The 24389-nt window shown below is 63.8% G+C and carries 25 protein-coding genes and 1 pseudogene; 19 read left to right on the forward strand and 7 right to left on the reverse strand.

Annotated elements, in window-relative coordinates; all coding sequences use genetic code 11:
• The 7 genes from NRS07_RS06815 to NRS07_RS06845 all read left to right on the forward strand — a co-directional run bounded on the left by NRS07_RS06815 (position 1) and on the right by NRS07_RS06845 (position 5734).
• Positions 1–495 carry a hypothetical protein gene (locus NRS07_RS06815; RefSeq protein ID WP_259212039.1) on the forward strand — a complete coding sequence of 165 codons (495 nt, stop codon included), beginning with the start codon at positions 1–3 and terminating at the stop codon, positions 493–495.
• An 11-nt stretch (positions 496–506) separates the two neighbouring features.
• Complete coding sequence (locus tag NRS07_RS06820; protein WP_259212041.1) at positions 507–2096, forward strand: AAA family ATPase; 1590 nt, start codon at positions 507–509, stop codon at positions 2094–2096.
• A gap of 2 nt (positions 2097–2098) precedes the next feature.
• Positions 2099–2767: a general secretion pathway protein GspB gene (locus NRS07_RS06825; RefSeq protein WP_259212043.1), complete on the forward strand. Its 669-nt coding sequence runs from the start codon at positions 2099–2101 to the stop codon at positions 2765–2767.
• Between the two features lie 58 nt (positions 2768–2825).
• Positions 2826–3377, forward strand: a complete 552-nt coding sequence (mobB, locus tag NRS07_RS06830; RefSeq protein WP_259212045.1) for a molybdopterin-guanine dinucleotide biosynthesis protein B — start codon at positions 2826–2828, stop codon at positions 3375–3377.
• Between the two features lies 1 nt (position 3378).
• Positions 3379–3576 (forward strand): YjfB family protein, encoded by a 198-nt coding sequence (locus NRS07_RS06835; protein ID WP_259212046.1) that lies wholly within the window; start codon positions 3379–3381, stop codon positions 3574–3576.
• Positions 3577–3687: 111 nt separating this feature from the next.
• Positions 3688–3990 (forward strand): DUF2282 domain-containing protein, encoded by a 303-nt coding sequence (locus tag NRS07_RS06840; protein WP_259212047.1) that lies wholly within the window; start codon positions 3688–3690, stop codon positions 3988–3990.
• A gap of 4 nt (positions 3991–3994) precedes the next feature.
• Complete coding sequence (locus NRS07_RS06845) at positions 3995–5734, forward strand: DUF692 family multinuclear iron-containing protein (RefSeq protein WP_259212049.1); 1740 nt, start codon at positions 3995–3997, stop codon at positions 5732–5734.
• On the opposite strand, the gene NRS07_RS06850 is transcribed toward NRS07_RS06845, so the two are convergent.
• The 3 genes from NRS07_RS06850 to fumC all read right to left on the reverse strand — a co-directional run bounded on the left by NRS07_RS06850 (position 5731) and on the right by fumC (position 7826).
• Complete coding sequence (locus NRS07_RS06850; RefSeq protein WP_259212050.1) at positions 5731–6015, reverse strand: DUF883 family protein; 285 nt, start codon at positions 6013–6015, stop codon at positions 5731–5733. The two genes, NRS07_RS06845 and NRS07_RS06850, sit on opposite strands and share 4 nt — an antisense overlap.
• Positions 6016–6149: 134 nt before the next feature.
• On the reverse strand, positions 6150–6362 hold the full coding sequence (locus NRS07_RS06855; RefSeq protein WP_259212051.1) for an RNA-binding S4 domain-containing protein: 213 nt from the start codon (positions 6360–6362) through the stop codon (positions 6150–6152).
• 66 nt (positions 6363–6428) lie between these two features.
• Positions 6429–7826: a class II fumarate hydratase gene (gene fumC, locus NRS07_RS06860; protein ID WP_259212054.1), complete on the reverse strand. Its 1398-nt coding sequence runs from the start codon at positions 7824–7826 to the stop codon at positions 6429–6431.
• 89 nt (positions 7827–7915) lie between these two features.
• Between fumC and NRS07_RS06865 the strand changes: the two genes are divergently transcribed.
• Positions 7916–8980 carry a FimV family protein gene (locus tag NRS07_RS06865; RefSeq protein WP_259212056.1) on the forward strand — a complete coding sequence of 355 codons (1065 nt, stop codon included), beginning with the start codon at positions 7916–7918 and terminating at the stop codon, positions 8978–8980.
• Positions 8981–9375: 395 nt separating this feature from the next.
• Positions 9376–10347, forward strand: a complete 972-nt coding sequence (locus NRS07_RS06870) for an HDOD domain-containing protein (protein WP_259212058.1) — start codon at positions 9376–9378, stop codon at positions 10345–10347.
• Positions 10348–10432: 85 nt separating this feature from the next.
• Here the strand turns inward: NRS07_RS06870 and NRS07_RS06875 are convergent, their stop codons facing one another.
• On the reverse strand, positions 10433–10714 hold the full coding sequence (locus NRS07_RS06875; protein WP_259212060.1) for a flagellar protein FliT: 282 nt from the start codon (positions 10712–10714) through the stop codon (positions 10433–10435).
• Between the two features lie 143 nt (positions 10715–10857).
• Here NRS07_RS06875 and NRS07_RS06880 point away from each other — a divergent pair, with 143 nt between their 5' ends.
• Both NRS07_RS06880 and NRS07_RS06885 read left to right on the forward strand, forming a co-directional pair.
• On the forward strand, positions 10858–11475 hold the full coding sequence (locus tag NRS07_RS06880) for a bifunctional 2-polyprenyl-6-hydroxyphenol methylase/3-demethylubiquinol 3-O-methyltransferase UbiG (protein ID WP_259212062.1): 618 nt from the start codon (positions 10858–10860) through the stop codon (positions 11473–11475).
• 71 nt (positions 11476–11546) lie between these two features.
• A complete protein-coding gene (locus tag NRS07_RS06885) occupies positions 11547–11723 on the forward strand; it encodes a CsbD family protein (protein WP_259212064.1) in 177 nt (58 codons plus the stop codon).
• A gap of 63 nt (positions 11724–11786) precedes the next feature.
• Here NRS07_RS06885 and NRS07_RS06890 read toward each other — a convergent pair whose 3' ends face one another.
• On the reverse strand, positions 11787–12905 hold the full coding sequence (locus tag NRS07_RS06890; protein ID WP_259212065.1) for an AI-2E family transporter: 1119 nt from the start codon (positions 12903–12905) through the stop codon (positions 11787–11789).
• 178 nt (positions 12906–13083) lie between these two features.
• Between NRS07_RS06890 and NRS07_RS06895 the strand changes: the two genes are divergently transcribed.
• Entirely contained in the window at positions 13084–13302 is a 219-nt protein-coding gene (locus NRS07_RS06895) for a CsbD family protein (protein ID WP_259212066.1), read from the forward strand.
• 88 nt (positions 13303–13390) lie between these two features.
• Here NRS07_RS06895 and NRS07_RS06900 read toward each other — a convergent pair whose 3' ends face one another.
• Complete coding sequence (locus NRS07_RS06900) at positions 13391–15622, reverse strand: S9 family peptidase (RefSeq protein WP_259212067.1); 2232 nt, start codon at positions 15620–15622, stop codon at positions 13391–13393.
• Between the two features lie 72 nt (positions 15623–15694).
• Positions 15695–17131, reverse strand: a complete 1437-nt coding sequence (locus NRS07_RS06905; protein WP_259212068.1) for an MATE family efflux transporter — start codon at positions 17129–17131, stop codon at positions 15695–15697.
• A 171-nt stretch (positions 17132–17302) separates the two neighbouring features.
• Between NRS07_RS06905 and NRS07_RS06910 the strand changes: the two genes are divergently transcribed.
• The 7 genes and pseudogenes from NRS07_RS06910 to tssG all read left to right on the forward strand — a co-directional run bounded on the left by NRS07_RS06910 (position 17303) and on the right by tssG (position 24202).
• Positions 17303–17620, forward strand: a complete 318-nt coding sequence (locus tag NRS07_RS06910) for a hypothetical protein (RefSeq protein ID WP_259212069.1) — start codon at positions 17303–17305, stop codon at positions 17618–17620.
• 228 nt (positions 17621–17848) lie between these two features.
• Entirely contained in the window at positions 17849–18652 is an 804-nt protein-coding gene (locus NRS07_RS06915; protein ID WP_259212070.1) for a lipid II flippase Amj family protein, read from the forward strand.
• 64 nt (positions 18653–18716) lie between these two features.
• Positions 18717–19514 (forward strand): hypothetical protein, encoded by a 798-nt coding sequence (locus tag NRS07_RS06920; protein WP_259212071.1) that lies wholly within the window; start codon positions 18717–18719, stop codon positions 19512–19514.
• Positions 19515–19646: 132 nt separating this feature from the next.
• Positions 19647–19964 (forward strand): hypothetical protein, encoded by a 318-nt coding sequence (locus tag NRS07_RS06925; RefSeq protein ID WP_259212069.1) that lies wholly within the window; start codon positions 19647–19649, stop codon positions 19962–19964.
• A gap of 472 nt (positions 19965–20436) precedes the next feature.
• Positions 20437–21240, forward strand: a pseudogene (locus NRS07_RS06930) (IS5 family transposase).
• A 134-nt stretch (positions 21241–21374) separates the two neighbouring features.
• Positions 21375–23246, forward strand: coding sequence for a type VI secretion system baseplate subunit TssF (gene tssF / locus NRS07_RS06935; RefSeq protein WP_259212073.1), 1872 nt, complete (start codon positions 21375–21377; stop codon positions 23244–23246).
• Positions 23210–24202, forward strand: a complete 993-nt coding sequence (gene tssG / locus NRS07_RS06940; protein ID WP_259212074.1) for a type VI secretion system baseplate subunit TssG — start codon at positions 23210–23212, stop codon at positions 24200–24202. The genes tssF and tssG overlap by 37 nt, the downstream gene beginning before the upstream one ends.
• Positions 24203–24389 lie beyond the last annotated feature (187 nt).

Genomic DNA, 24389 nt, shown 5'->3' on the forward strand with positions numbered 1-24389 from the left:
ATGCTGCTGCTGCCGCTGCGCTCGCCGCGTCTCGCCTCTCTCGTGCTGCCGCTTCTGTGCACGCTGGTGCCGGGCGGCGTGGTGCAGGCCATGCCTTCGACCTTGGGGCCGGTGATCGGCCATGCGCTGCTGTGCCGCAGCCAGCTCGACAACCGTTATTTCCACGATTACCTGAGCACCGCCTTCGGACCGGCCTACAAGCGCGAGGGCGGGGCCTGGTGGTTCAAGGCCGAAGGCGCCGCGCTGTGGGGCGTCGAGGTGAAGGAATTCATGGTCAGCGACGACAGCAACGAACTGGTATTCATCGCGGCCGTCATGGATGCGACCCCGCTAGAACTGGAGCAGGGCATCCGCACCGCCTACGGCATCCGCTTCAAGCCGGTCGACGCCACGGCGTTTTCCTTGCGCGTGTCGAACCCGGGCAGCACGATTGCTTATGTGAACGATAAAAGCAAAATATACTGCGCGAAGTTCAAACCGCAGCCGGTGCGCTAGCCCCTCCACGCATGTATAACCACTACTTCCAGCTCAAGGGCGCGCCGTTTTCGATCGCGCCCGATCCGCGCTACCTGTTCATGAGCGAGCGTCATCGGGAGGCGCTGGCGCATCTGTTGTACGGCATTGGCAGCGGCGGCGGCTTCGTGCTGCTCACCGGCGAGATCGGCGCCGGCAAGACCACCGTGTGCCGCTGCTTCATGGAGCAGCTGCCCGAGAACTGCCGCCTGGCCTATATCTTCAACCCGCGCCTGAGTGTCGAGGAGCTGTTGCTCAGCGTGTGCGACGAGCTGCGCATCGCGCTGCCGCCGGCCGCCACGCCACTCAGCCTCAAAGGCTACGTCGATGCGATCAACCGCTACCTGCTGGCATCGCACGCGCAGGGCCTGAACAACGTGCTCGTCATCGACGAGGCGCAGAACCTGTCGGCCGAGGTGCTCGAGCAGCTGCGGCTGCTGACCAACCTCGAGACCAGCGAGCGCAAGCTGTTGCAGATCATCCTGATCGGCCAGCCGGAATTGCGCACCATGCTGGCCCGTCCCGATCTGGAGCAGCTGGCGCAGCGCGTGATCGCGCGCTACCACCTGGGACCGCTGTCGGAGCCGGAAACCGGCGCCTACGTCGGGCATCGGCTGGCGGTGGCCGGTGCCAGCGGCATGCCGTTCCCACCTGCGCTGACGCCCACCATTCATGCCCTGAGCCATGGCGTGCCGCGCCGCATCAACCTGCTGTGCGACCGCGCGCTGCTGGGCGCCTATGTCGAGAACCGTCCGCAGGTAACCCGCCAGATCCTGGCCAAGGCCGCCACCGAAGTGTTTGCGGGCGAACCGCTGGCACGCCGCCTGCGCTTGCCGCGGCTAGCCGGCGGCGTGCTGGCCGCGCTGGCCGTGGCGTCGGTGGCTGCCGCGGCCTGGCAGATCTTGCCCGAGCGCGCGACCATCCCGGTGGTCGCGGCGCCGGCGGCCGCAAGGGTAGGCGCGGCGGTGCCGCCGTTCCCCCCGGTGCAGGCCGACGAGCAAGAAGCGCTGCGTGAACTGGCGCTGCTGTGGGGGCAACAGCTCGAAGGCGCTGCTTCTTGCGAAGCGGCCCAGCGCCTGGGGTTGCGCTGTCACCAGGGCCGCGGCGGCCTGTACGAGCTGCGCCAGCTGGACCGGCCCGCCGTCGTCACCCTGCACGACGGGCCGCGCACCGGCTATGCGGTGCTGGCGGCGCTGGATGCCCAGGGCGTGGTCCTGGGCGCCGGCGCCCGCCGCGAGCGCATCGACCTGGCCACTTTTGTTAGCCGTTTCGGCGGCGAATTCACGACCCTCTGGCGCATGCCGCGCGGTTTCCGCGAGCAGCTGTCCGAAGGCGACCGCGGCGCCGATGTCGACTGGCTCGCCGCGCAGCTGGCCAGGGATCAAGCTGCACCGGCGCCGGCGGCCGGGCGCGCCTTCGATGCCGACATGCGGCAATGGCTGCAGCGCTTCCAGGCCGCGCACAACCTCAAGGCGGACGGCGTGGCCGGCCCGCGCACCACCATGCGCCTGAACCAGGTCTCGGGCGTGCCCGAGCCACGCCTGCTGGGCGCCAGCCTGGCAGCAGCCGGCACCGGAAAATAACGATGTCGTACATCCTCGAAGCCCTCAAGAAGGCCCAGGCCGAACGCCAGCTCGGCAACGCCCCCACCATCCATGCGCCGGCGCCCTCGTATGCACCGCCGGCGTCGGGCGGCAACCGCAAGGCGCTGCTGATCGGCCTTGGGGCCGGTGCGCTGGCGGTGGCCGCGGCGGCGCCGTTCGTGCTGCGCCAGCCGGCAGTCGTGCCGGCCGTGCAGGTGGCAGCTAGCGCCGCGCCGGTGCCGGCCGCCGCGATCGCCGTGCCGGCGCCGGACGTTGCGCCGCCGAGGCAAGCCGCAGCCCGCGTCGAACCGCCACGGCAATCCAAGCCCGAACCCGAACCCGAACCTCGGCGCCGCGCCACAGCCGTCGCAGCCGTGCCGGAGCCGGCGCCTGCCGCCCGGCCTGCGGCCGCGCTCCCGGTCGATCCACCGGGTGCCGACGACAGCGTCGGCCCGGCGCAGTCGCTGCCCGAGGCGGTGCAGCGCGAGCTCCCGACGGTAGCCTTTGGCGGCTATATCTATTCGCCGAATCCGGCCGAGCGCCTGCTCCTGGTGGACAAGACGCTGCGCCGCGAAGGCGAAGAAGTCGCCCCCGGGCTGGTGCTGGAACGCCTGCTGCCGAAGGCGGCAATCCTGAACTTCCGTGGTTACCGCTACCGTGTCGCTTACTGAATCACATCCAAACTTACACCCGGACTCACACCCGGACCCTGGCGCGCGCCGCGGCCCGGTGCTGGGCGTGGTCGGCTGGTCCGGCAGCGGCAAGACAACGCTGCTCGAGCACCTGATCGGGCGGCTGGCGGGGCAGGGGCTGCGCGTGAATATCGTCAAACACAGCCATCACGACATCGAGCTCGAAGCGCCGCGCAAGGACAGCGCCCGCCTGCGCATGGCCGGCGCGGCCGAGGTCATGATCGCGTCGCCCTACCGCGTGGCGATCCTGCGCGAACTGCGCGGCGCGGCCGAACCTTCGCTGGCCGAGCACCTCGCACGGCTGGCCCCGGCCGACCTCACGCTGGTAGAAGGCTATAAATGGGAGCGCATCCCCAAGCTGGAAGTATTCCGGCCGGTGCTGGGCAAACCGGCCTTGTACCCGGACGATGCCGACATCATCGCCGTGGTCTCCGACCTGCCGTCTCCCGGCGCCCTTGCCGGGAGGGCCTGGCTCGACCTGAACGATCCGGACCGGGTGCTCGCCTGGCTGGCCGGCTGGATGCGCAGCAATCCTCAAGTTCCGTTCGCGGCTGCCGATAACGGTAGAGTCGCCTCAATCGGAGAATGATATGGATGTCTCGAACATTGCCAAGCTGTCCACCAGCCTGGCCGAAACGGGTACCCGCCAGGAAGTAAGCCTGGCTGTCTTCAAGAAGGCCCAGCAGATCGACGCCGCAACCGCCACCCAGCTACTCGACGCGCTGCCGGCGGTGCCATCGGCAAACTTGCCGGCGCACCTGGGAAACAAGATCAACACGACGGCTTGATTGCGGCGCCAGGCGACTCGGGCCGCGACGTTCTGGCGTGGCTCCCGCCCTTGCTTCTTTGCCCCACCTGATAAATACTGTCCCCTTCCATTCCAGAGCCGGAGTAGCAGCATGAATAACCGTCACGCCCTGATCGCCGCCGCCCTCGCCAGCGTCTGCGCCACCCAAGCCGCCGCGCAGGACATGGGGGCGCCGAAGGCCGACCAGGAAGCCTGCTACGGGGTCGCCAAGGCCGGCCAGAACGACTGCGGCACCGCCACCCATGGCTGCGCCGCCGCTGCCAAGACCGACAACGACCCGAACGAATGGAAGTTCGTTGCCAAGGGCACGTGCACCAGCATCGGCGGCGCGCTCGTTCCAGGCAAGGCGCAGCCGGCCAAGGCTGAACCGGCCGCGCCGGCGCCGCAGAAATAAACCGATGTCGGTCGCGCCCGCGGGCGCCAGCATGAAGGCCGGGGTCGGCTTGCGCGCGCCGCATTACCGCGCCTTTCTTGAAGCACGACCGGCGCTCGGCTTCATCGAAGTCCATAGCGAAAACTACCTGGCCCGCACCGGCTGGGACTGGCATGTACTGGCTACGCTGCGGCGCGACTACCCGGTCAGCCTGCATGGCGTGGGCCTGGGCCTGGGCTCGGCGCGCGGCTTTTCGCAAGAGCACCTGGCGCGCGTGTGCGCGCTGGCCGAGGCGGTCGATCCTTTCCTCGTCTCCGAACACCTGAGCTGGGGCGCACTGGCCGGCCGCCAGCTCCACGACCTGCTGCCCGTCACGCTCACACCTTCGACGCTGGCGCTGGTGTGCGAACGCGTCGAGCGGGTGCAGGATGCCCTTGGCCGCCGGCTGCTGCTCGAAAACGTCTCGACCTATGTCCGCTTTCGCGCGGATGCGATGAGCGAGGCGCAATTCTTGGTGGAGCTGGCGCGCCGCACCGGCTGCGGCATCTTGCTCGATGTGAATAATCTCTACGTCAACCAGCACAACCACGGCGCCGACGCCCTGGCCGCGCTCGATGCGCTCGCGGCGCTGCCGCCGGGCAGCGTCGGCGAAATCCACCTGGCCGGCCACCTGGCCACGCCGCTGGCGCTGCTGGACCACCACGGCGCGCCAGTGGCCGAGCCGGTGTGGCAGCTGTACCGCGCCGCACTCGAGCGCTTCGGCCGGGTACCGACCCTGGTCGAATGGGATGCCGAACTGCCCGCGCTCGATATTCTGCTGGCCGAGGCGGCGCGGGCCGACGCCGTCGCCCACGATGTCGCGCCGGCGCAGCCCGCGCCACCCGCGACCGCGCCGGCAGCGCCGGCAGCGCCGGCATGGGGGCGGCACACCGCAAGCGACGACGACCTGGCGGAACTCCAGCAGCAATTCGGCGACGCGTTGCTCGATCGCCGTCACGAAGCCAGCCTGGCGCCGCTGCTGGCAGCGGGTGGGGTAGAGCGCTTGACGTTTTACCGCGGCAACCTGGCCGCTGGCTGGGAGCGCGCGCTGGGCGAGGCTTTTCCGGTCGTTCGCCAACTCGTCGGCGAAGAATTCTTCCAGGGACTGGCGCGCGTCTATGGTAAGGCAACGCCCTTGCACGACCCCGACCTGGCCGGCTTCGGCGTGCACTTTGCGGGTTTCCTGGACGGTTTCGCCCCGGCCGCCAGCTTGCCCTATCTGCCCGACATGGCGCGCCTGGAATGGGCGGTTCACCGCGCCTGCCTGGCGCCGGACGCGGCACCGGCTTGCATCGAGGTGCTGGCGCAGCTGTCGCCGCAGGCGCTGGCCGCCGTCCGCTTCACCCTGCACCCGAGCCTGGCGCTGCTGCGTAGCCGCTGGGCAGTGGTGCCGTTATGGCAGGCGCACCAGGCCGGTGGGCCGGCGCTGCCGTCACAGGTGCAGGTGCCCTGCGTGGCGCTGGTGCTGCGGCCGCGCTGGGCGGTCCAGGTGGTGGAGCTCGATCGGCTGGAAGGTGTCGTGCTGGAGCAGTTACTGGCGGGCGCCAGTTTTGGCGAGGCGCTCGATGCCATGCTGGCCTGCGCGGCAGACGGGAAAGAAGAATCGGGCGGGGCTGCGCCGGACATTGGCGCCATGCTGCAAGGCTGGTTCAAGCTCGGCGTGGTGGTGTCGGTAGTGACGGGCCCGCAAGGCGCGGCGCCCGCCGGGGCCGGCCAGCCGGCTTAATGAAAGGCGCGCAGGATGCGCTGCTCGCCAGAGTAGATCTGGAAGCGTTCGTTGGCGGCGCGGGTGGCGGCCATCATGCGCTCGAGCTGGGCGTCTTCGAAGCGCGCCAGTTCTTCGTTGGCCGCTTCCAGGGCCAGCGCCAGCTTGGCACGGGCGTTCTGGTATAGCGCGCTGGTGTAGTGATCGGTGTTCTTGAGCAGTTCTTCGGCGTTTTCTATCACCATACGCAGATCGCCGATGAGCTGCTGTTGCGATTGCGCGCACTGGTTAGGGGTTTCCATTGCTTCACCTTTTGCCGTTGATATTTGTCGATGCCTGATGACTTAAAATATAAACAAGGAAGCCCCGTTCTGTTTGTTAGCGCGCAAACATAAGCCCGCCAATAAACCGTAATTCTGCAGCCGTCTATCGCCCTTTATTGCACGCGAATCTGTACATCGCCCAGCGTTACCAGCTGGCCGCGGCGGATCTTGGCTGTCTTGCGGAGCTCTTGCTTGCCGTCGACCGACACGTCGCCGCTGGCGACCATGTGCTTGCCGGCGCCGCCGCTGTCGGCCAGGCCTACCAGCTTGAGCAGCTGGTTGATCTCGACGAATTCTGATGTCAAATCGAAAACTATTTTTTGCATTCTATCCTCGGGCTGGGTAAGGGGGGCGTACGATTGATGAGCGCCTGGGGGGAATCGATCGTGCGCTTACTCGACCACATCGGGCCGGGTCATGTCGATTGGCACGATCCACTGATCAAATTGCTGCGCGTTGACGAAACCGGACTGCAACGCGGCCTGGCGCAGTGTCAGGCCCTCGTGCGACGCGGTCTTGGCGATCTGGGCGGCGCGATCATACCCGATGTGCGGGGCCAGTGCAGTCACCAGCATCAGCGATTTTTCCATCAGCTCGGCGATGCGATCGTGGTTGGGCTCGATACCCTGGGCGCAATGGGTGTCGAAGGAACGCATGCCGTCGGCCAGCAGGCGCGCGCTTTGCAGAAAATTATGCGCGATCATGGGCTTGAACACGTTCAGCTCGAAATTGCCCTGCGAGCCACCGACCGTGATGGCCACGTCGTTGCCGAACACCTGGCAGCACAGCATGGTCAGCGCTTCGCACTGGGTCGGATTCACCTTGCCAGGCATGATCGAGCTGCCCGGTTCGTTCTCGGGGATGCTGATCTCGCCCAGGCCCGAGCGCGGGCCCGATGCCATCCAGCGCACGTCGTTGGCGATCTTCATCAGCGCGGTGGCCAGGGTTTTCAGTGCGCCGTGGCTGGATACCAGGGCATCGTGCCCGGCCAGCGCCATGAACTTGTTCGGCGCGGTCTTGAACGCCAGTCCGGTGAGCGAGGCCAGTTCGGCGGCAATGCGCTGCGCAAAGTCGGGGTGGGCGTTCAGGCCGGTGCCCACGGCCGTGCCGCCGGCCGCCAGGGCCAGCAGGCCGGGCAAGCTGGAGCGGATCGCGCTTTCGGCAAATTCGAGCTGGGCGACATAGCCCGAGAATTCCTGGCCCAGGGTCAGCGGGGTGGCGTCCTGCAGGTGCGTGCGGCCGATCTTGACGATGTCGTCGAAGTCGCGCGATTTGCGCAGCAAGGTCGAGCGCAGCTGGCCCAGCGCCGGCAGCAGGTTTTTCGCGACGGCCACGGCCGCCGCCACGTGCATGGCAGTGGGGAAGATGTCGTTCGACGATTGCCCCATGTTGACATGGTCGTTCGGGTGCAGCAGGCGTTGCTCGCCGCGCTCGCCGCCCATGAGCTCCGAGCCGCGGTTGGCCAGCACCTCGTTCATGTTCATGTTGCTCTGGGTGCCGGACCCGGTTTGCCAGACCGCCAGCGGGAATTGGTCCGGGTGTTCGCCGGCCAATACTTCGTCGGCGGCGCGGATGATGGCGCCGGCCTTGTCGGAGGGCAGCTTGCCCAGCGAGCGGTTGACGGCGGCCGCAGCGCGCTTGACCTGGGCCAGCGCGGCGACCAGTTCCGGCGCCATGCGTTCGGTCGAAATATGGAAATGGTGTAGCGAACGCTGGGTCTGCGCGCCCCAAAGACAGTCTGCCGCTACCTCGATCGGGCCGAAACTGTCTTTTTCAATCCTGTTTTCCATGGGCATGTCCTGTCGAATGCGATACTGGGATTAAAGAGTTTATCGCAATGTCCGTTAATGACGCTTGGGCTTCATTTTTGGCGTTCGATATGGCTTGCCGCCTTTTACTGTTATTGCTGTGTACGCTGCTGGGCGCCGGGCCCGGACCGGCCCAGGCCGCCGAGCTCGGTGAGCCGCGCGTGAGCTCCTTCATCGGCCAGCCGCTGGTGGCCGATATCGAATTGATCATGCTCGAAGACGCCGCCGCGCCGGTCCGGGTGCGCCTGGCGCATCCGGACGTCTACCACGGCGCAAACGTCGGTATGCCACCCGTGTTGTCGACGCTGACATTTTCCGTGATGCGGCGCGAGGGGCGCCAGTTCCTGCACATTACCTCGCTCAAACCGGTCGAACCGGCGCACCTGCACCTGTACCTGGAGCTGGTCGACGGCGCGCAGCGCAGCGTGCGCCTGGCAACCCTGTGGCTGTCGCCCGATCCGCAGCCAGCGCCGGCGCCTTTGGTAGTGGCGGCCGTGCCGCCGGTCGTGGCCAGCGCAGCGGTACCCGAGCCGCGTCAGCTGCGGATGGAAGCGCCCGTGCCCGCGCCGGTCCGTCCACAGCCAGCCGTGGTTGCCGCGCCGCGCCTGGCCAGGGCAATCGCGCCGCCCCCAGCCAGGCCGGTGCCGGTGCCGGTGCCGGCAGCGTTGGTCGCGCTTGCACCGGCGCCCGCCGCCTGCGCGCCGCAAGCCAATCCCGAACAAAACACCTGCGCCGTGCTGGAGGCGAAGAATGCCGCGCTGCTCGGGCAGCTCGACGGGCTCGAAGACAAGGTCAAGCTGCTGCAGGTAGCGGTCGGCGCGGCACCGACCCCCGCGGCGGCGGCGGGGCCGGCCGCCGCACCGATCAAGCCGAAGAAGAACCAGCCCGCCGCGCCGCCGCAGGCCGCTACGCCATGGCTGCTGGTCGCCAGCGCCATCGCCGGCCTGCTGCTACTGATTGCCGGCGCAGTAATGCTATGGCGCCGCAGCAAGAAGGGCAAGGGTGGCGCTACGGCGCGCCATGTGGAGCCGACCGTGCCCCTGGGCGCGCGCCTGAAAGCGCGGCTGGGCGGCTTGGGCAAGACGGCAAAGGCGACGCCAGCCGCCGCCGCGCACAACTCGTCTACACAAGCTTGATTTTTACGTTATACTTAAATTGTGGTCGTTTAGATCACAAACGGCACAGAGGTCTGGCGCAGTCACCAACGATAGCGTGGCGCGGAAAGCAGACAACGTTGAAGAAACGCCTGTGTCCGGAAGCGGTTCGCATGCCAACTGCGGCAGCGAACGCCGGATGCAACCGGCAAGAGGCGACGCCAGGAGATACCTGGCGCTCGCTCTCCCTCATTCCATGTCCGAGCATCGCGCTCGGCAGTTCATGTCCGAGCATTGTGCTCGGCAGTTAGACCCAGGCGCCCGCGGGCGCCGTTGGCGTTTCCAGCCGGGTTTTCTTTGTGCTACCCCATCTGCATGACCGCCATCCTGCCCACTACCGAACGGCGCTACAATCCTGTCTATCGAAGCGGGCTAGCATGAAAAATTGGATCAATCGTTTATTGAGCAGCAGTGCAGACACCCAGGCGCAGGCGGTCGAGGCCGAGCCTGCGCATCTTGATGCCGCCAATCCGGCCGATGCCGGGCAGGTCGACGCGCTGTATTACCGTTGGCTGCTGGGTTCGGCCGGCGAGCTCGCACTGCCAGAAACCGAGCACCATATTCTCGATCAGGTGCGCAGCCTGGCGCACAGCCCTGGCCTTGCTGCCGAACTGGTGCCGCGGGTGCCGGAGCTGATCCCCAGGCTGCTGCGCAGCCTGCGCGATGACAGCGTCAGCACCGGAGAATTGGCGCAGCAGGTGGCGCAAGACGTCGTGCTGGTCGCCGATGTGCTGCGCGAAGCCAACAGCGCCTATTACCGGCCGCTGACCCCGATCAAGACCATGGATGCCGCCATCATGCTGCTGGGGCAGAATGGCTTGCGCATGCTGCTGGCCCGGGTCGCTTTTCGCCCGATCATCCGCATGCACGAGGCCGGTTTTGCGCGGCGGGTAGCGCCGCAGGTCTGGAACCATTCCGAAAAATGCGCGGTTGCCGCCAGCCTGATGGCGCCGGGACTGAGCGCCGACATTTTCTCTGCCTGCCTGGCCGGGCTGATGCAGGATGTCGGCCTGATCGTTGCCTTCCGCCTGGCCGACCGGGTTTGCCAGAATGGCAAGGTGCCGGCTTCCCCCGAATTCGGTATCGCGCTGCTGGCGTGCAGCCGGCAATTGTCGGCGGTGATCGCGGCGCACTGGGATTTTCCGGGCGAGGTCACGCAGGCTATTGCACAGGCGGGCGAACCGGACGCGTCGAACCTGGCACAGTCTCTGGCGCAGGGAGACCATATTGCCAAGCTGCGCATCCTGATCGATGCGGGAATGCTCGCGCAGGACGATGTCCTGGTCACTGAAGGATTGAACAGCTTCCAGCGGCGTTGCCTGGGAAAACTGAGCAAGCTGGAAGACTAGCGCACCAGCCGAGGCCCAACGCCATTCCGTCTTGCCCGCAATAACAAAGGCACCCGCAGGTGCCTTTGTCCGAATTGCTGGCGAATCAGTGCGCGCACAGGGCGCGGTCCAGCTGGCCCATCCACGGTTCGGTGACGTCGCGGATCGCGCGGTCGTTGGCCATCAGCTGCTTGATCAAGTCGATCTTGCGCTGGCGCTGGGCGCCTTCCAGCGCCGGCACGCCGCACAGGGCAGCAGCGGCAGTGACGCTTGCCTGCACGTTCAAGGTATCGAAAGCTGTCCAGTCGCCCGCCTGTGCCGCGCTCTTCATCTGGCCGCTTACGCCAGCGAGTTTGTCGTACATCGAGAGAACGTCGTTCGATTTCATATGAGCACCAAGGCAGGCTGCAGCGGCTGGATTGCCGGCTGTCTTCCCATTTACGGATGCGTATTCCGGAACTTTAGGGTTACGGACAAAATAATCGACATATTTTTTTCGGCGATAATACGGCATCACTCCCAGGCACGCCCATGACCCCCGACGACATCTCTCACCGCACGCTCGAGCATTACAACCTTAATGCCGAATCCTTTTTCGCCGGCACCATCGACCATGACGTGCGTCAGAACATCGATGCGCTGCTGGGCGCGATCGAGGCACCGGCGCCATTGACGCTCCTCGATCTCGGCTGCGGTCCTGGCCGCGACCTCAAGACCTTCACCATGCTTGGTCACAAAGCCATCGGCCTGGACGGCAGCGAACGCTTCGCCGAGATGGCGCGCGACTACAGCGGTTGCGAGGTCTGGTGCCAGGATTTCCTGCACCTTGACCTGCCCGCGGACACGTTCGACGGAATTTATGCCAATGCCTCGCTGTTCCATGTACCGAGCGCCGCACTACCGGCGGTGCTGGCACAGCTTCATGGCGCGCTGAAACCCGGTGGCGTCCTGTTCAGCTCGAATCCGCGCGGCGACAACCAGGAAGGCTGGAACGGTCCGCGCTATGGCAGTTATTACGACTATCCTGCCTGGGAGCGCTACCTGAGCGCTGCCGGCTTCGTTGCCCTGCATCATTACTATCGCCCGCCAGGCCTACCGCGCGAGCAGCAACCCTGGCTGGCCAGCGTATGGCGCAAGCCGAAGTGTTAAATGGCGAACGGAGCGATGCCGTGTTTGCGCCTAAGGTAGAACTTCATTCACAAGCACACGAGGTGATTGCAATGAACGAAGACCAGATCAAGGGCAAGGCCAAAGACGTCGGCGGCAAGATTCAGGAAAAAACCGGCGAAGTCACTGGCAACCGCCAGCAGCAGCGCGAAGGCATGTCCAACCAGGCCGAAGGCAAGGTGCAAGAGAAGGCCGGCGATGTGAAAGAAAGCATCAAGGGCAACCGCTGACACGCATTGATTGTTGCTACGAAAAAGCCGCGCACCGCGCGGCTTTTTCGTGGGCCGCCGCAATCAGCCCTGCGTGTGATCAAGCATGCTTCGGTCTCCCAGTACATCCTCGATGTAGAGCATCTTGACCAGCACCGCCAGGCCAGCGGCCAGCGGCGTTGCCAGGGCCACGCCCGCAAAGCCGAACAGGGTGCCGAATACCAATTGCATGACGATCACCAGTGCCGGCGGCAGGTCGACCGCCTTCGCTTCGATCAGCGGCTGCAGCACATAGCCTTCGATCATCTGGATGCCGACGAACAGCAGTAGCGTGTACAGCGCCAGGTCAGGGCTGATCGACAGCGCCAGCAGCACGGCCGGGATGCCAGCCATGATCGGGCCGAGGTAGGGAATAAAGTCGAGCAGGCCCGCGATGATGCCCAGCACCAGCGCCAGCGGTACTCCCAGCAGGCTCAGGCCGACTGAAGTCACGATGCCCACGATCAGCATGGACGCTGCCTTGCCCAGCAGCCAGCTGGACAAGGTTTGCCCCAGTTCGCGCTGCACTTCGCGTGCGCGCGGACGCTGGCTTTGCGGCACCAGCCGCACCAGCCCGTTGGTGTAGAGCTGCGGCGAGGTGGCGAAATAAATGCCGACGAACAGGATAATGATGATATTGCCCAGCGTCCCGATAACGCCGCCGAAGAACAGGCCGGCGTTGGGGACCAAAGCGCCCATCTGCTTGACGACCTGCTCGGGAGGCGGCAGCTCGGCCACGATGCGCCTCAAGATCGGGTGCTGCTGGACTTCGCTTTGCAGGCGCTCGACGGCGGCCGGGATTTCTTTCGCCAACTGGCCGGACTGTTCGGCAATCTGCGGCGCCATGGCCCAGCCGCCCACGCCAATGATCGTGCACAGCAGGGCGACCACCAGCGCCAGCGCGAGCTTGCGATTGATACGCAGCCTGCGCCCCACGATGTCGCTGAGCTTGTAGAACAGGATGGCGCACAGGATGCAGGCAAATACCAGCAGCAGCGCATCGGCTGCCAGCACCACCGCGGCCACGCCGGCGCCGAACAACACGGCAATGCCGCTGATCATGGTGGCGCGGCGTGCCACGCGGGCCTGGGACTGGGCCTGGGGCTGGGTCTGGGCCTGGGACTGGGGCAGGTCAGCGGCAAGATTGTCTTGTGGGTCGTTCATGGTTATCGGTCCGTGAGCGGGCGCGCCGCGTTGATAAAAGATTAGCATTTATCAAGCAATATCGCGCGCCGGGGCACACTCGCGCGCTATGTGCGAACGCGTACAGAAGGACACAGGCAACTAACTTATTCTGGACTCAACACATGGCCATCCGGACATGTTTTCTTAGGAGAAGACCATGAACAAAGACCAAGTTGAAGGCAAAATGAAAGACATCGGCGGCAAGATTCAGGAAGAATTCGGCGATGCAATCGATAGCCCTGAGCAAGAAGCCAAGGGCCTGGCGACCCAGGTCGAAGGCAAGACCCAGAAGAAGCTGGGCGATGTGAAAGAAGCGCTGGACGATGCGACCGATACCCGCACCACCACCACCACCACGACGACCCACCGTCCATAATCGCTGATCCAGCGATGTGCAACAGCCGCCCCAGGGCGGCTGTTGTTATTTACATGGCTGCGGCCAGCGCTTGGGGTAGCAGCCGGTCCTAGTTTGCCTGCACCCCACCCAGGTGTTTCTTGAAGAAGGCTTCGATCATCCCGTACACGTGGCGCTGGTTGACCTTGCCCGAGATGCCGTGCTTGGCGCCTGGATAGGTCATCAGGTCGAACTGCACGTTGCGCTTGACCAGTTCGTCGATCAGGCGGGTGGTGTTGGTAAACAGAACATTGTCGTCCGCCATGCCATGGACCAGCAGCAGCGGCGAAGTCATGCCATCAAGATGCGCGAATACGCCACTGCGCTGGTAGGCTTGCGGATCGGACTTCGGGGTGCCACCCACATAGCGCTCGGTATAGTGGGTGTCGTACAGTGCCCAGTCGGTCACCGGCGCAACCGACACGCCCATCGCGATCTTGCTTGATGCCGCCGCCAGCAGGCGCAGCGTCATGTAGCCGCCATAGCTCCAGCCAAACACGCCCACCCGCTTCGGATCGACAAAGCTCTGCTTCGCAAGCCAGTCGATGCCGGCCAGCTGGTCTTCGACTTCGACCTTGCCCAGGTTGTTGTAGAGGGCGTCGGTAAAGGCGCGTTCGCGGCGGCCCGAGCCGCGGTTGTCGAGGCGGAACACCACGAAGCCCTGTTGCGCCATGTACTGGTCAAAATAATTGCCCCAGGTGCGGGTGACGCGCTGCGAGTGCGGACCGCCATACGTGAACAGGAAGACCGGGTAGCGCTTGGTCGCGTCGAAATTCGACGGCTTGATGATCGAGTAGTGCAGCACCTGGCCATCCTTGGCCTTGAGCGTGCCGTATTCGGTCGGCAGGTGCTCGGCCATGTGCTTGCCATAAGGGTGGCTTGCGTTGAGTTCGTTCTTTTCGAGCCATTCCACCATGCTGCCGTCGGCGCGGCGAATCGACACCTGCGGCGGTGTCGTCGGGCTCGAATAGGTATCGACGAAAATCTTGCCGTTGCCCGAGAATGCCGCTTCGTGCCAGCCGTCGCCACTGGTAATGCGGGTCGGCGCGCCGGCATTGCTGCCGTCGAGCTTGAGTGCATAGGTCTGCTTGTCGATCATGGCGTCCTTGCCCGACGAGATGTAGAGCTTGCCGGCTGCTTCGTCGACCGCCAGGATGTTGTCCACGCCCCATTCGCCCTTCGACAACGGATACTGCAGCTTGCCGTCCAGGCCGATCAGGTAGAGATGCTTGCGGCCGCTGCGCTCGGAGGCCCAGATGAAGGCCTTCTTCTGCTTCAGGAAGCGCAGGTCGTTGTGGATCTCGACCCAGGTAGGCGAAGTTTCGCTCAGCAGCGGACGCTGGGCCAGGGTATCGACGTCCACGGCAACCAGGTCGAGGCGCTTCTGGTCGCGACTCTGGCGCTGGTACACCAGGGTCTTGGCGTCGGCGCTGAAATCGGCGCGGACCAGGTAGATGTCCTTGTCGGGACCCAGGTCGACCTTGCGCTGCTGGCCGGTAGCCGGGTCGACGATCATCAGTTCGATCAACACGTTCGGGTCGCCGGCGGCGGGGTAGTGCTGGTCGATCACTTCGGTGCGGTCGGCAAAGATCTCGAAGCGGCGCACCACCGGCACCGGGGCTTCGTCGTAGCGCCGATAGGCAATGGCGGAATCGTCCGGCGCCCAGTAGTAACCGGTGTGCTGGTCCATTTCTTCTTGTGCGACGAACTCGGCCTCGCCGTTGTGGATCGTGCCTTTGCCGTCGTGGGTCAGCTGGCGCTCGGCGCCGGTCTGCAAATCGATCACGACCAGGTTCTGGTTGCGCACGAAGGAGACGTAGCGGCCCTTCGGCGAAATCTTGGGATCGATTACATTGCCCGACGCCACCTTGCGCGGCGCGTCCGGCCGGGCGGCATCGACCAGGTAGAGGTCACCGGCGATCGGCACCAGCAGCTTCTTGCCGTCGGGCGACCAGTGATAGGTCAGGATGCCCGACAGGCCGGCGGTACGCGCGCGCTCGCGCCTTGCCTTTTCTTCCAGCGACAGTTCTTCGTTCGGCACCAGGCGCTTGGAATCGACCAGACGCTGGGTGGTCTTGGTCTTCATGTTGTATTCCCACAGGTCCTGCTGGTGCTGGTTGTCGGCACGGCCGCGCAGGAAAGTAACGCGTTCGCCGTCCGGCGACACGCGCAGGTTCTTCACGCCGGGACCGGCCAGGGCGGTGTCGCCGTAGATGCGGTCCAGCGTCAGGCGTTCGGCCGAGGCCGGAACGGCCGCGAAGGTGGCCGCGCAAGCGGTCAGGAGGAGCAGGAGAGGGCGCATGAAATGTCTCTGGTAGAAGTTAATCAGCAACAACGGCGGAACGATACCAGAGTCCCTCTTGAAAAGCTGTAATTACGTCGGCACTTTCCCGGTTGCCGCTACTGGCGCGAGCGGCGCGGCGCGGATGCGCTGGCGCGCCAGTTTCTCGAACGACCAGGTCAGGAGCACGGCCGCCACCGTCAAGGCCACGACCAGGCCGATCCAAAAACCAGTGGCTTCCATTGGCGCGCTCGGGGCCCACGCAAACCATGCCGGCGCCAGACCCAGGATATAGCCGAGCGGCAGCGATATGCCCCAGAAGGCGACCAGCTGGATGAGCATCGGCGGGCGTGTCACCTGGTAGCCGCGAATGGCCGAGGCGGTTGCGACCTGGACCGCATCGGAGAGCTGGAACAGCGCCGCGAACAGCAGCAGGTGGGCACAGGCGGCCTGCACCGCCGGGTCGGAGGTATAGGCGGCCGCAATCTCCCAGCGGAACACGGCGATGCACAGCGCCGACAGCGCGCCGAACGCGACCGACATCCCGATCCCGACCCAACCGGCAAAGCGCGCGCGCTCGGGCTGGCCTTCGCCCATCGCCTGGCCGACGCGCGTCATCATGCCGATCGATAGGCTCAGCGGCACCATGAACATCAGCGAGGCGAAGTTCAGCGCAATCTGGTGGGACGACACTGCCACCACGCCGAAACGCGCCACCAGCAGGCTGATGAGTCCAAAAGCGCTGACTTCGGCGAAATAGGTAACGCCGATCGGCAGGCCGATGCGCAGCATCTGGCCGATCGCGCGCCAGTCCGGGCCTTCCCAGCCGGTGAAAGGCGTGGTCATGCGGTAGACCGGCGACGCGCGAATCCAGAACACCATCGCGGCGAGCATCAGCCACATGCCCACCGCCGTCGATACCGCGCAGCCGACCGCGCCCAGCGCCGGGAAGCCCCAATTGCCGTACACCAGCAGCCAGTTCGAGCCCACGTTGAACAGCAGGCCGAAGATCGCGATCCACATGATGGGGATGGTCTGGTTGATGCTGGTGGTATAGCCATACAGGGCCCGGAAGCAGGCAAAGGCCGGCATGCCGAGGCTGATCACGTGCAGGAACAGCGCCGCCCGGTCGGCAACCGGCTGGTCCAGCCCGACATGGTCGAACAGCAAGGTACACACATTCGCGAACAGGCAGGCCACCAGGCCCACGAGCACGCCCTTCCACAGGGACTGGCGCACCGAATGCGGAATCTGGTCGAAGCGTGCCGCGCCGATCTCGTGCGCCACGACGGTGTTAATCGCCATCATCGTGCCCATCACGGTGACCAGCACGATGGTCCATACCGAGGTGCCGAGCGACACCGCGGCCAGCTCTTCGGCGCTGACATGCCCGGTCATGGCCACATCGGCCACCCCCATGCCCACGGTGGCCAGCTGACCCACCAGCATGGGCCAGGTCAGGCGCCAGAGCGTGGCAATTTCGGTGCGGACTGGCGAGGTGGCCGTGGCGGCGGAGGTGGCGGTGGACATGGGCAGGCGACAGATAGGAACAGCCCGCCATTTTACTGACTAAGAGCGCCTAACAAAACCCTCTAGTTGCTCAGCAGGCAACAGCCGAGTACACTGAGCCGTGCCAACCGTCCGCTTTCGGCCAGAAGCGGTCATAGCCAGAAATTTAAACGACGTTCTCAACTCGTCCCCATGAAATTGATCGATGCGATTTTCCTGTCGGCTCAGATGCCAGAAGACTCTGTCATATGCGCACGGGCGCCATTTCACCAGAGCAGTGAAGCAATGATCGTTCAGTTCGCGGACGACTTTTCGATTCCGCCGCACGTAACGCAGGAAGGCTATGCCTATTTCCTTGAGACGGACGGCGTGACAGAACTGCTTGAAATGATCAGCCAAAAGCGCAGCTCTAGAGAAACAAAGGCTGAATTTGTCTGCTACTACGCTTCATGGGATGCGTACCCGGCGTTTTACAACGATCTAGAAGACGCAGCCACGCCGACTGAATAACCGCTTCGGGTCGATTCCGGTCGGTCGTGACCGTCCGTTACTTTTCCAGCCTGACATAGTGCTATGCTGAACCGAACGGCCGGGTTCGGCCACAAGCGGACGTTTAAAGTTAACACCAGCGGGTAGATAGCAACTACCTTGACGCTGCTGCATACCTCGTAGCAAGCATGGTGATAAGATTGCAAATTATCCGCAGCAGCCTGCTTCGGTTCCAACTGAGACTGCCTCGTGGATGCACAGCTCCTCCTAATCTGTTTTCTTACGTTTGTGATCCACCTCATAGGTACCCTTGCATATTCGGTCCGGATTGCAGGGGTGCGTACGAGACGGATCGCTGTCTCTTTTGCCCTGTTCAGCATCCTGGTTCTTGTCTCACGAACCTCAAATTCTTTCCTTGGTCCTTTTTTGGCAAAGCGAGTGGAGACCAATCTCGATAGCGTGACGCACGGTGTGCTTCTCGACGATTTCCGTTGGCTCCTTGTTTCCGCCAGCCTTGCAACCATTGCAGGCGCATTTCTGATCCCAACATTTCAGCGAGTGTTTTGCCGCGCGGTGCTGCATTTTCAGGTCCACCGTTCTGTCCCCAAGCTGATCCTGCACGGGTTCTTTAAAGGCGGGCTGTCATACGTGAAGGATGTCGCCAGCGTCCCAGCTGCAAAGAACATGACCGACATTCGTTCAGGCCACGGCGTATCGATCAGGATCACCATACTCAACGTTGTGGCGACCGGGCTCTGGACTGTCGGCGTTTTCGCCTCGCTCTATGCAGGCGTCCTCGATCCTTCGGTGAGGGTAACGTCGAGTACCCTGTCTTCAATCATTAATGGCGGCGCAACGATTATGATGGCCATATTTATCGATCCCCATATGTCCGGGATGACTGACGACGTACTTGAAGGCAAAGTTACAGAGTCCCAGTTCAGGAAAGCGATCGTCTGGCTGGTTGGAAGTCGCCTGGCGGGGACAGTCCTCGCGCAAGCCTTGTTGGTGCCTGGCGCTCTGCTAATCGCTTGGGTAGCACGTGTCATTTGAACGAAGGTCTGCAATCGGCCAGAAGCAGACTATCTTTTGTGTAAAAATTTTACCTGGAGCGTAGATGGCTGATTCTTGGGACCCTGATATCGCAGCGTTAAATCTCACTCACGTCGAGAAAAATGGCTTGCAAGTTTTCCGCAACTACACCTTGGCTTTCGAAAAGAGCGCAGCCGAGCGATTCGTCAGTAAATCTAATAGAACTTACTACGACACGTCAAAGCTCAACGGGATACTTAGCCTGATTGTCGTTGAGGACGTTAGGTTTCTCCCTGTAATTGCATGCTCATTCTCCGACGAACAGCTTGAAGAAATGTTCAAAAGAGAAATCCCTTGCGGAGTCCCCGGCGGTCGATCTTCCATGCTTTCTGGATACGGTAGTTTGTCGCGGTTTTCTCAGCGGATACAGGTCGCATATGCGTTCAACTGGATCAGTGCTGACATTCTTGAAGAACTCGACAGACTTCGAAAAATTCGCAATGACACGTCTCACTCTTGGGACATAAATTCTGTCCGCGGCAAATTGGACTTGCTTATTGATGGCCGCATGACGAAAATAGAAGAGCAATTGGGCGATGGCATCAAACTGCCCGAACGGTTCTGGAATCATCTGCCGAAAGAAGCTATTTTTAGGGTCCGTCTAATTTGGCTACTCGGTCGGTGCTTTTATGAGTCGCACCTATATGCTGCGGCAATAAAACTCCGCCTGAATCCGAAATTGGCACTGTATGGAGAAGAAAAGACCAATTTACTGGCTGGTGTCGCTGCTAAGTGTTTAGAAGCGACTAAGGAAGTTATTTCAGCAACGCAGACGAACATTGCGCTCAACCCGGCCGCGCCGGCCCGTAGCACACCGGTTTAGCGGGAAGATTGAGTCGACTGCCCAGCAATTCCCACAGTCCGCTTTGGGTCGTTAGCGGACGCTACAATAGGTCCGCATTCGGCCAGAAGCGGTCATAGCCAGAAATTTAAACGACGTTCTCAACTCGTCCCCATGAAATTGATCGATGCGATTTTCCTGTCGGCTCAGATGCCAGAAGACTCTGTCATATGCGCACGGGCGCCATTTCACCAGAGCAGTGAAGCAATGATCGTTCAGTTCGCGGACGACTTTTCGATTCCGCCGCACGTAACGCAGGAAGGCTATGCCTATTTCCTTGAGACGGACGGCGTGACAGAACTGCTTGAAATGATCAGCCAAAAGCGCAGCTCTAGAGAAACAAAGGCTGAATTTGTCTGCTACTACGCTTCATGGGATGCGTACCCGGCGTTTTACAACGATCTAGAAGACGCAGCCACGCCGACTGAATAACCGCTTCGGGTCGATTCCGGTCGGTCGTGACCGTCCGTTACTTTTCCAGCCTGACATAGTGCTATGCTGAACCGAACGGCCGGGTTCGGCCATGAGCGGACGGTCAGGGCAACGGTCGATTCCGAATTGCGTTGCTAACTTAAGCATGCCGTCATCGGTTATATTCGACGCAACTACTATCTGGAGTTCATCGTGTCTACATACATACCAGCTTTGATTTGGGTGCTCTCTGGAGTGGCTTGCCACCTGATCGCTAAACGACGCCTTCTGAAAAGAACTGTTTTAAGGGACATCACGGTCGCTCTGACAGGTCCGTTTGCTATTCCATGGGTTCTCATCGCAAAGCCCGAAAAAGTCTAGCAGGCGCCAGCTCTAGGCTTGAGCTGGACGTCTGCAATGGGTCGATAGCGGACGTACGCTGGTCCAGTCAGGGGACTAATATGGCGTCCGTATTCGTAGACGAACTGATGCCATGGCCCGTGCACTTCTTCCCGAAGACCTATGGTCCCTTATAGCAGCTCATCTTCCAACCGATCGCCCATCGCCGAAAGGCGGCCGCCCGCGCATCGATGATCGCGCGGCCCTGACCGGAATCCTGTTTGTTCTCAAGACTGGAATACCGTGGGAGTACCTGCCGCGCGAACTCGGCTGCGGCAGTGGCAAGAAATACTGGCGTCGACTTCACGAATAGATGCGAGCCGGCGTTTGGCAGCGCGTCCACGAGGCGATTCTTCGACGGCTGCGAGAGCACGACCAGATCATGTGGGAGCGAGCTTGCGTTGACGCTGCAAGCTTACCGGCACCTGCTGGAGGCGAGGACACGGGCCGAAACCCAACCGATCGCGGCAAACTCGGCTGCAAACACCATTTGCTGGTGGATGAGCGTGGGCTTCCCCTAGTGGCCCAGATCTCGGGCGCGCAGGTGCACGACTCTCGATTCCTCATCCGGTTGGTAGAGTCGATCCCAGCAGTGAAAGGGTGGTCTGGCCGTGCCCGCAAACGTCCAGGCAAGTTGCATGCTGACCGAGCGTACGCTTCGAGAGCCCATCGGGCTTGGCTGCGCAGTCGGGGCATCGGCGCTCGTATTGCGCGCTACGGTGTAGAGTCGCGCGAAAGGCTTGGACGATGGCGTTGGGTCGTCGAGCGAACGTTGGGTTGGCTACACCGCTTCCGCAGATTGCGCATCCGGTACGAGCGGCGAGCAGACATCCATCAGGCATTCCTGTCGCTTGCTTGCTCGCTCATCTGTTGGCGGTTTGTCGAGAGGTTTTGTTAGGCGCTCTAAATCACAAGACGCGCGGTTGGGTCCTGCCCACTGTGCAGAATTGTTTGCTTAGGTGTTTTTGCGCGTACGCAAGATCCTGGGCGCAAACTTGCACGACCTTAACCCTGTCTCGACAGGAGGGCGCCATGGAAGAACTGCTGCCGTATTACGAGCGTGAACTGGTCTACCTGAACACGGTAGGCCGTGAGCTGGCGAGCCAGTACCCGCGCCTGGCAGGCGAGCTGGGCATGGGTGCGGAAGGCAGCGAAGACCCGCACATCCGCCGCCTGATCCAGGCCTGCGCGTTGCTCAATGCACGCACGTCGAAAAAGCTCGACGACGACTATCCCGAGTTCACCGAAGCCCTGCTTGGCAGCCTGTATCCCTTTTTCTTGCAAGGCATACCCTCTTGCGCGATCGCGCGGATCGGCGCGGCGCCCGGACTGCAAGCATCGTCCAGGGCAGAAGGCATACAGGTCGTGCCACGTGGCACCGAGATGAGCGCCCTGCACGGCAAGGGCACGGCCTGCCGCTTCCGCACCGCCAGCCCGGTCACGCTGGCGCCGCTGAGCGTGGCCAGTGCGCGCTACCAGCCGGTGGTGCATGCGCCGGCCAATGTCCGGCTGCCGGCGCGGGCCACCGGCGAGGTGGCGCTGACGATCGAAAGCGCGGCGCCAATCCGGCTGCTGCACCAGCTTGGCGTGCCGCGCGTGCGCCTGTATCTCGATGCCGACCCGCTGCTGGCCGCCGCGCTGCTCGACACCCTGTTCATGCGGGTCGGCGCCAGCTATCTTGAAGCGCAAGACAGCGGCGCCTGGCGCCAGCTAGAACGCATGCCACTGGCCCTGGGCGGCTTTGGCGACGACGACGCGCTGGTGCTGCTACGCCAGGGCGAGCATGGCGCCTACCGGCTGTTGAGCGAGTACTTCGCGTTTCCCGAAAAATTTCATTTCATCGATATCGACCTGGCCAAGGTGGCGCCGCTGCTGCCGCCAGCGGCGCACCGGTTCACCCTGCACCTGGTCGCGAACGGGCTGCACACCGGCCCCCACGCCGACAGCAGCGCCGCGCGACTGCTGGGCACGCTCTCGGCAGCGCACCTGCTGCCCGGCTGCACGCCGGTGGTCAACTTGTTCCAGCTGGCGGCCATGCCGGTGCGCATTACGCACCGGACCAGCATGTATGACGTCGTTCCGGGGCGCCACGAAGAAGACGTGGAGGTCTACAGCATCGATGCGGTCAACGTACTGCGCCTGACACCGGCCGCCGGGCAGGGCATGGGGCAGGCGGTGGCGCAGTCGATTCCGTACCGGCCGTACTACGGCTTGCGCCATGGCGAAGGCGGCGAATTGCGCCAGCGCTACTGGTTCGCCCGCCGCGACGACCGCGGCCTGCACCGCCACCGCATGAAAATCGGCTTTACCGATGCCGGCTTTTCGCTGGCGGCGGACGAGCAATGCATCGCCTCGATCGAGCTTACCTGCAGCAACGGACTGCATGCGATCACCACCGGGGTGGGCGCACCCGGCGGCGACCTGATGAGCGAGACGGCGACCAGCGGGCTGCCGATCCACCTGCTGCGCAAGCCGACACCGCCGTACCGGTTTCCCGCGGCCGGTGGCGCCCACTGGCGCCTGGTGGCGCAGCTCGCGCTCAACCACCGTTCGCTGGGCGAGCTCGACGCCTTGCGCGAGGTGCTGACCCTGTACGACGTGGCGCGCTCGGCGGCGACCCAGCGCCAGATCGCCGGCATCACCGCCGTGCAGGCGCTGCCGTCCACGGCCTGGATCCGCAACAAGATCGGCGCCACGCTGGTGCACGGCACGGAAGTGCGCATCACGATCGATGAAGACGCCTTTGCCGGCTCCAGCCTGATGGTGTTCGCCGAAGTGTTGAGCCGCTTCTTCGGCCTGTATGTACACATCAACAGCTTCACGCGCCTGAGCGTACGCTCGTCCCAATCCGGCAGGGAGCTTCTGCGATGCGAACCACGCAGCGGCAGCCTGGCGCTGGTGTGATCGACCGCCTGCTCGACGAACCCTGGCACTTCGAGCTGTTCCAGGCGATCGACTTGCTGGTGCGCTGGCTGCGGCGCCACGGCGCGACGCTGGACGCGGGTATCCGTTTCGAGAACAGCCTGTCGCTGGTCTTTCCTGCGAGCGAGATCGAAGCGCTCGCCTGCGAGCGCGGCGCGGACGGCGCACCGCGGCTGCGCTTGCGCACCGCCGTCATGAGCCTGCTGGGTGCGCATGGCGCGCTGCCGCTGCACTACACCGAGCGCATCGGCGAGTGGGAACATGCGACCCACGATCAGGGCCCGCGCGCCTTCCATGACGCGTTCTCGAGCCGGCAGGTCAGCTTGTTCTACCGGGCCTGGTGCAAATACCGGGTGCGCGGCGGGCCCGACGAGCACGGGCGCGACCGCTTCCTGGCCCAGCTCGCCGCGCTCGGCGGCGCGGGCAGGCAAGCTCCGTTCGATGGCGAACTGCCGCTCGAGACCCTGGCCTATTTCGCCGCCCAGTTGCGCAGCCGGGTAGTGTCGGCGAGCCTGATCGCCGGCGTGCTTGGCGAATATCTGCAGGTGCCGGTCGCGGTGGAGCAGTTCGCCGGCCGCTGGGATGTGCTCGGCCCGGGCGAGCGCAGCAGGCTGGGCGCGAACAATTGCGACATCGGCCTGGGCGCGACACTGGGCGACCGGCTGCCGCGGCCCGAACTCGGCATCCGGATCCGGGTCGGCCCGGTGCCGGGCGCGGTGTACCAGCGCTTTCTGCCCGGCGCCAGTGGTGCGCGCGCCATTGCCGCCGTGCTCGACCGCTTCGCGGTGGACATTCCTTATCGTGAATTGCAGGTCGTCCTGCACCGCGACGACGTGCTCGGTGCCCGCCTCGACGGTAACGTCCGGCTTGGCCTGGATGGCTTCCTGGACACGGGCGCCGCCCGCCGCGACCGTGACGACGTGTGCTATCTGCTTTAAGGGCACCGCGAAAAACCTGCTGTGCGTCGCATTCGCAGCCTGCGATGCTCACCGTACGCCAGTACGGCTGCGCTTCTCGGCCACGACTGCTTCCGCTCGCGACGGTTTTTCGAGGTGCCCTTAGGACGCCCTGCGCCGCTGGCACGGGGTGATCCGCGCGACGCCTGCCGCTTGGGCGACCTACAAT

It is taken from the genome of Massilia sp. H6 (genome assembly GCF_024802625.1).
In the GTDB taxonomy this organism is placed as follows: Bacteria; Pseudomonadota; Gammaproteobacteria; order Burkholderiales; family Burkholderiaceae_D; genus Telluria.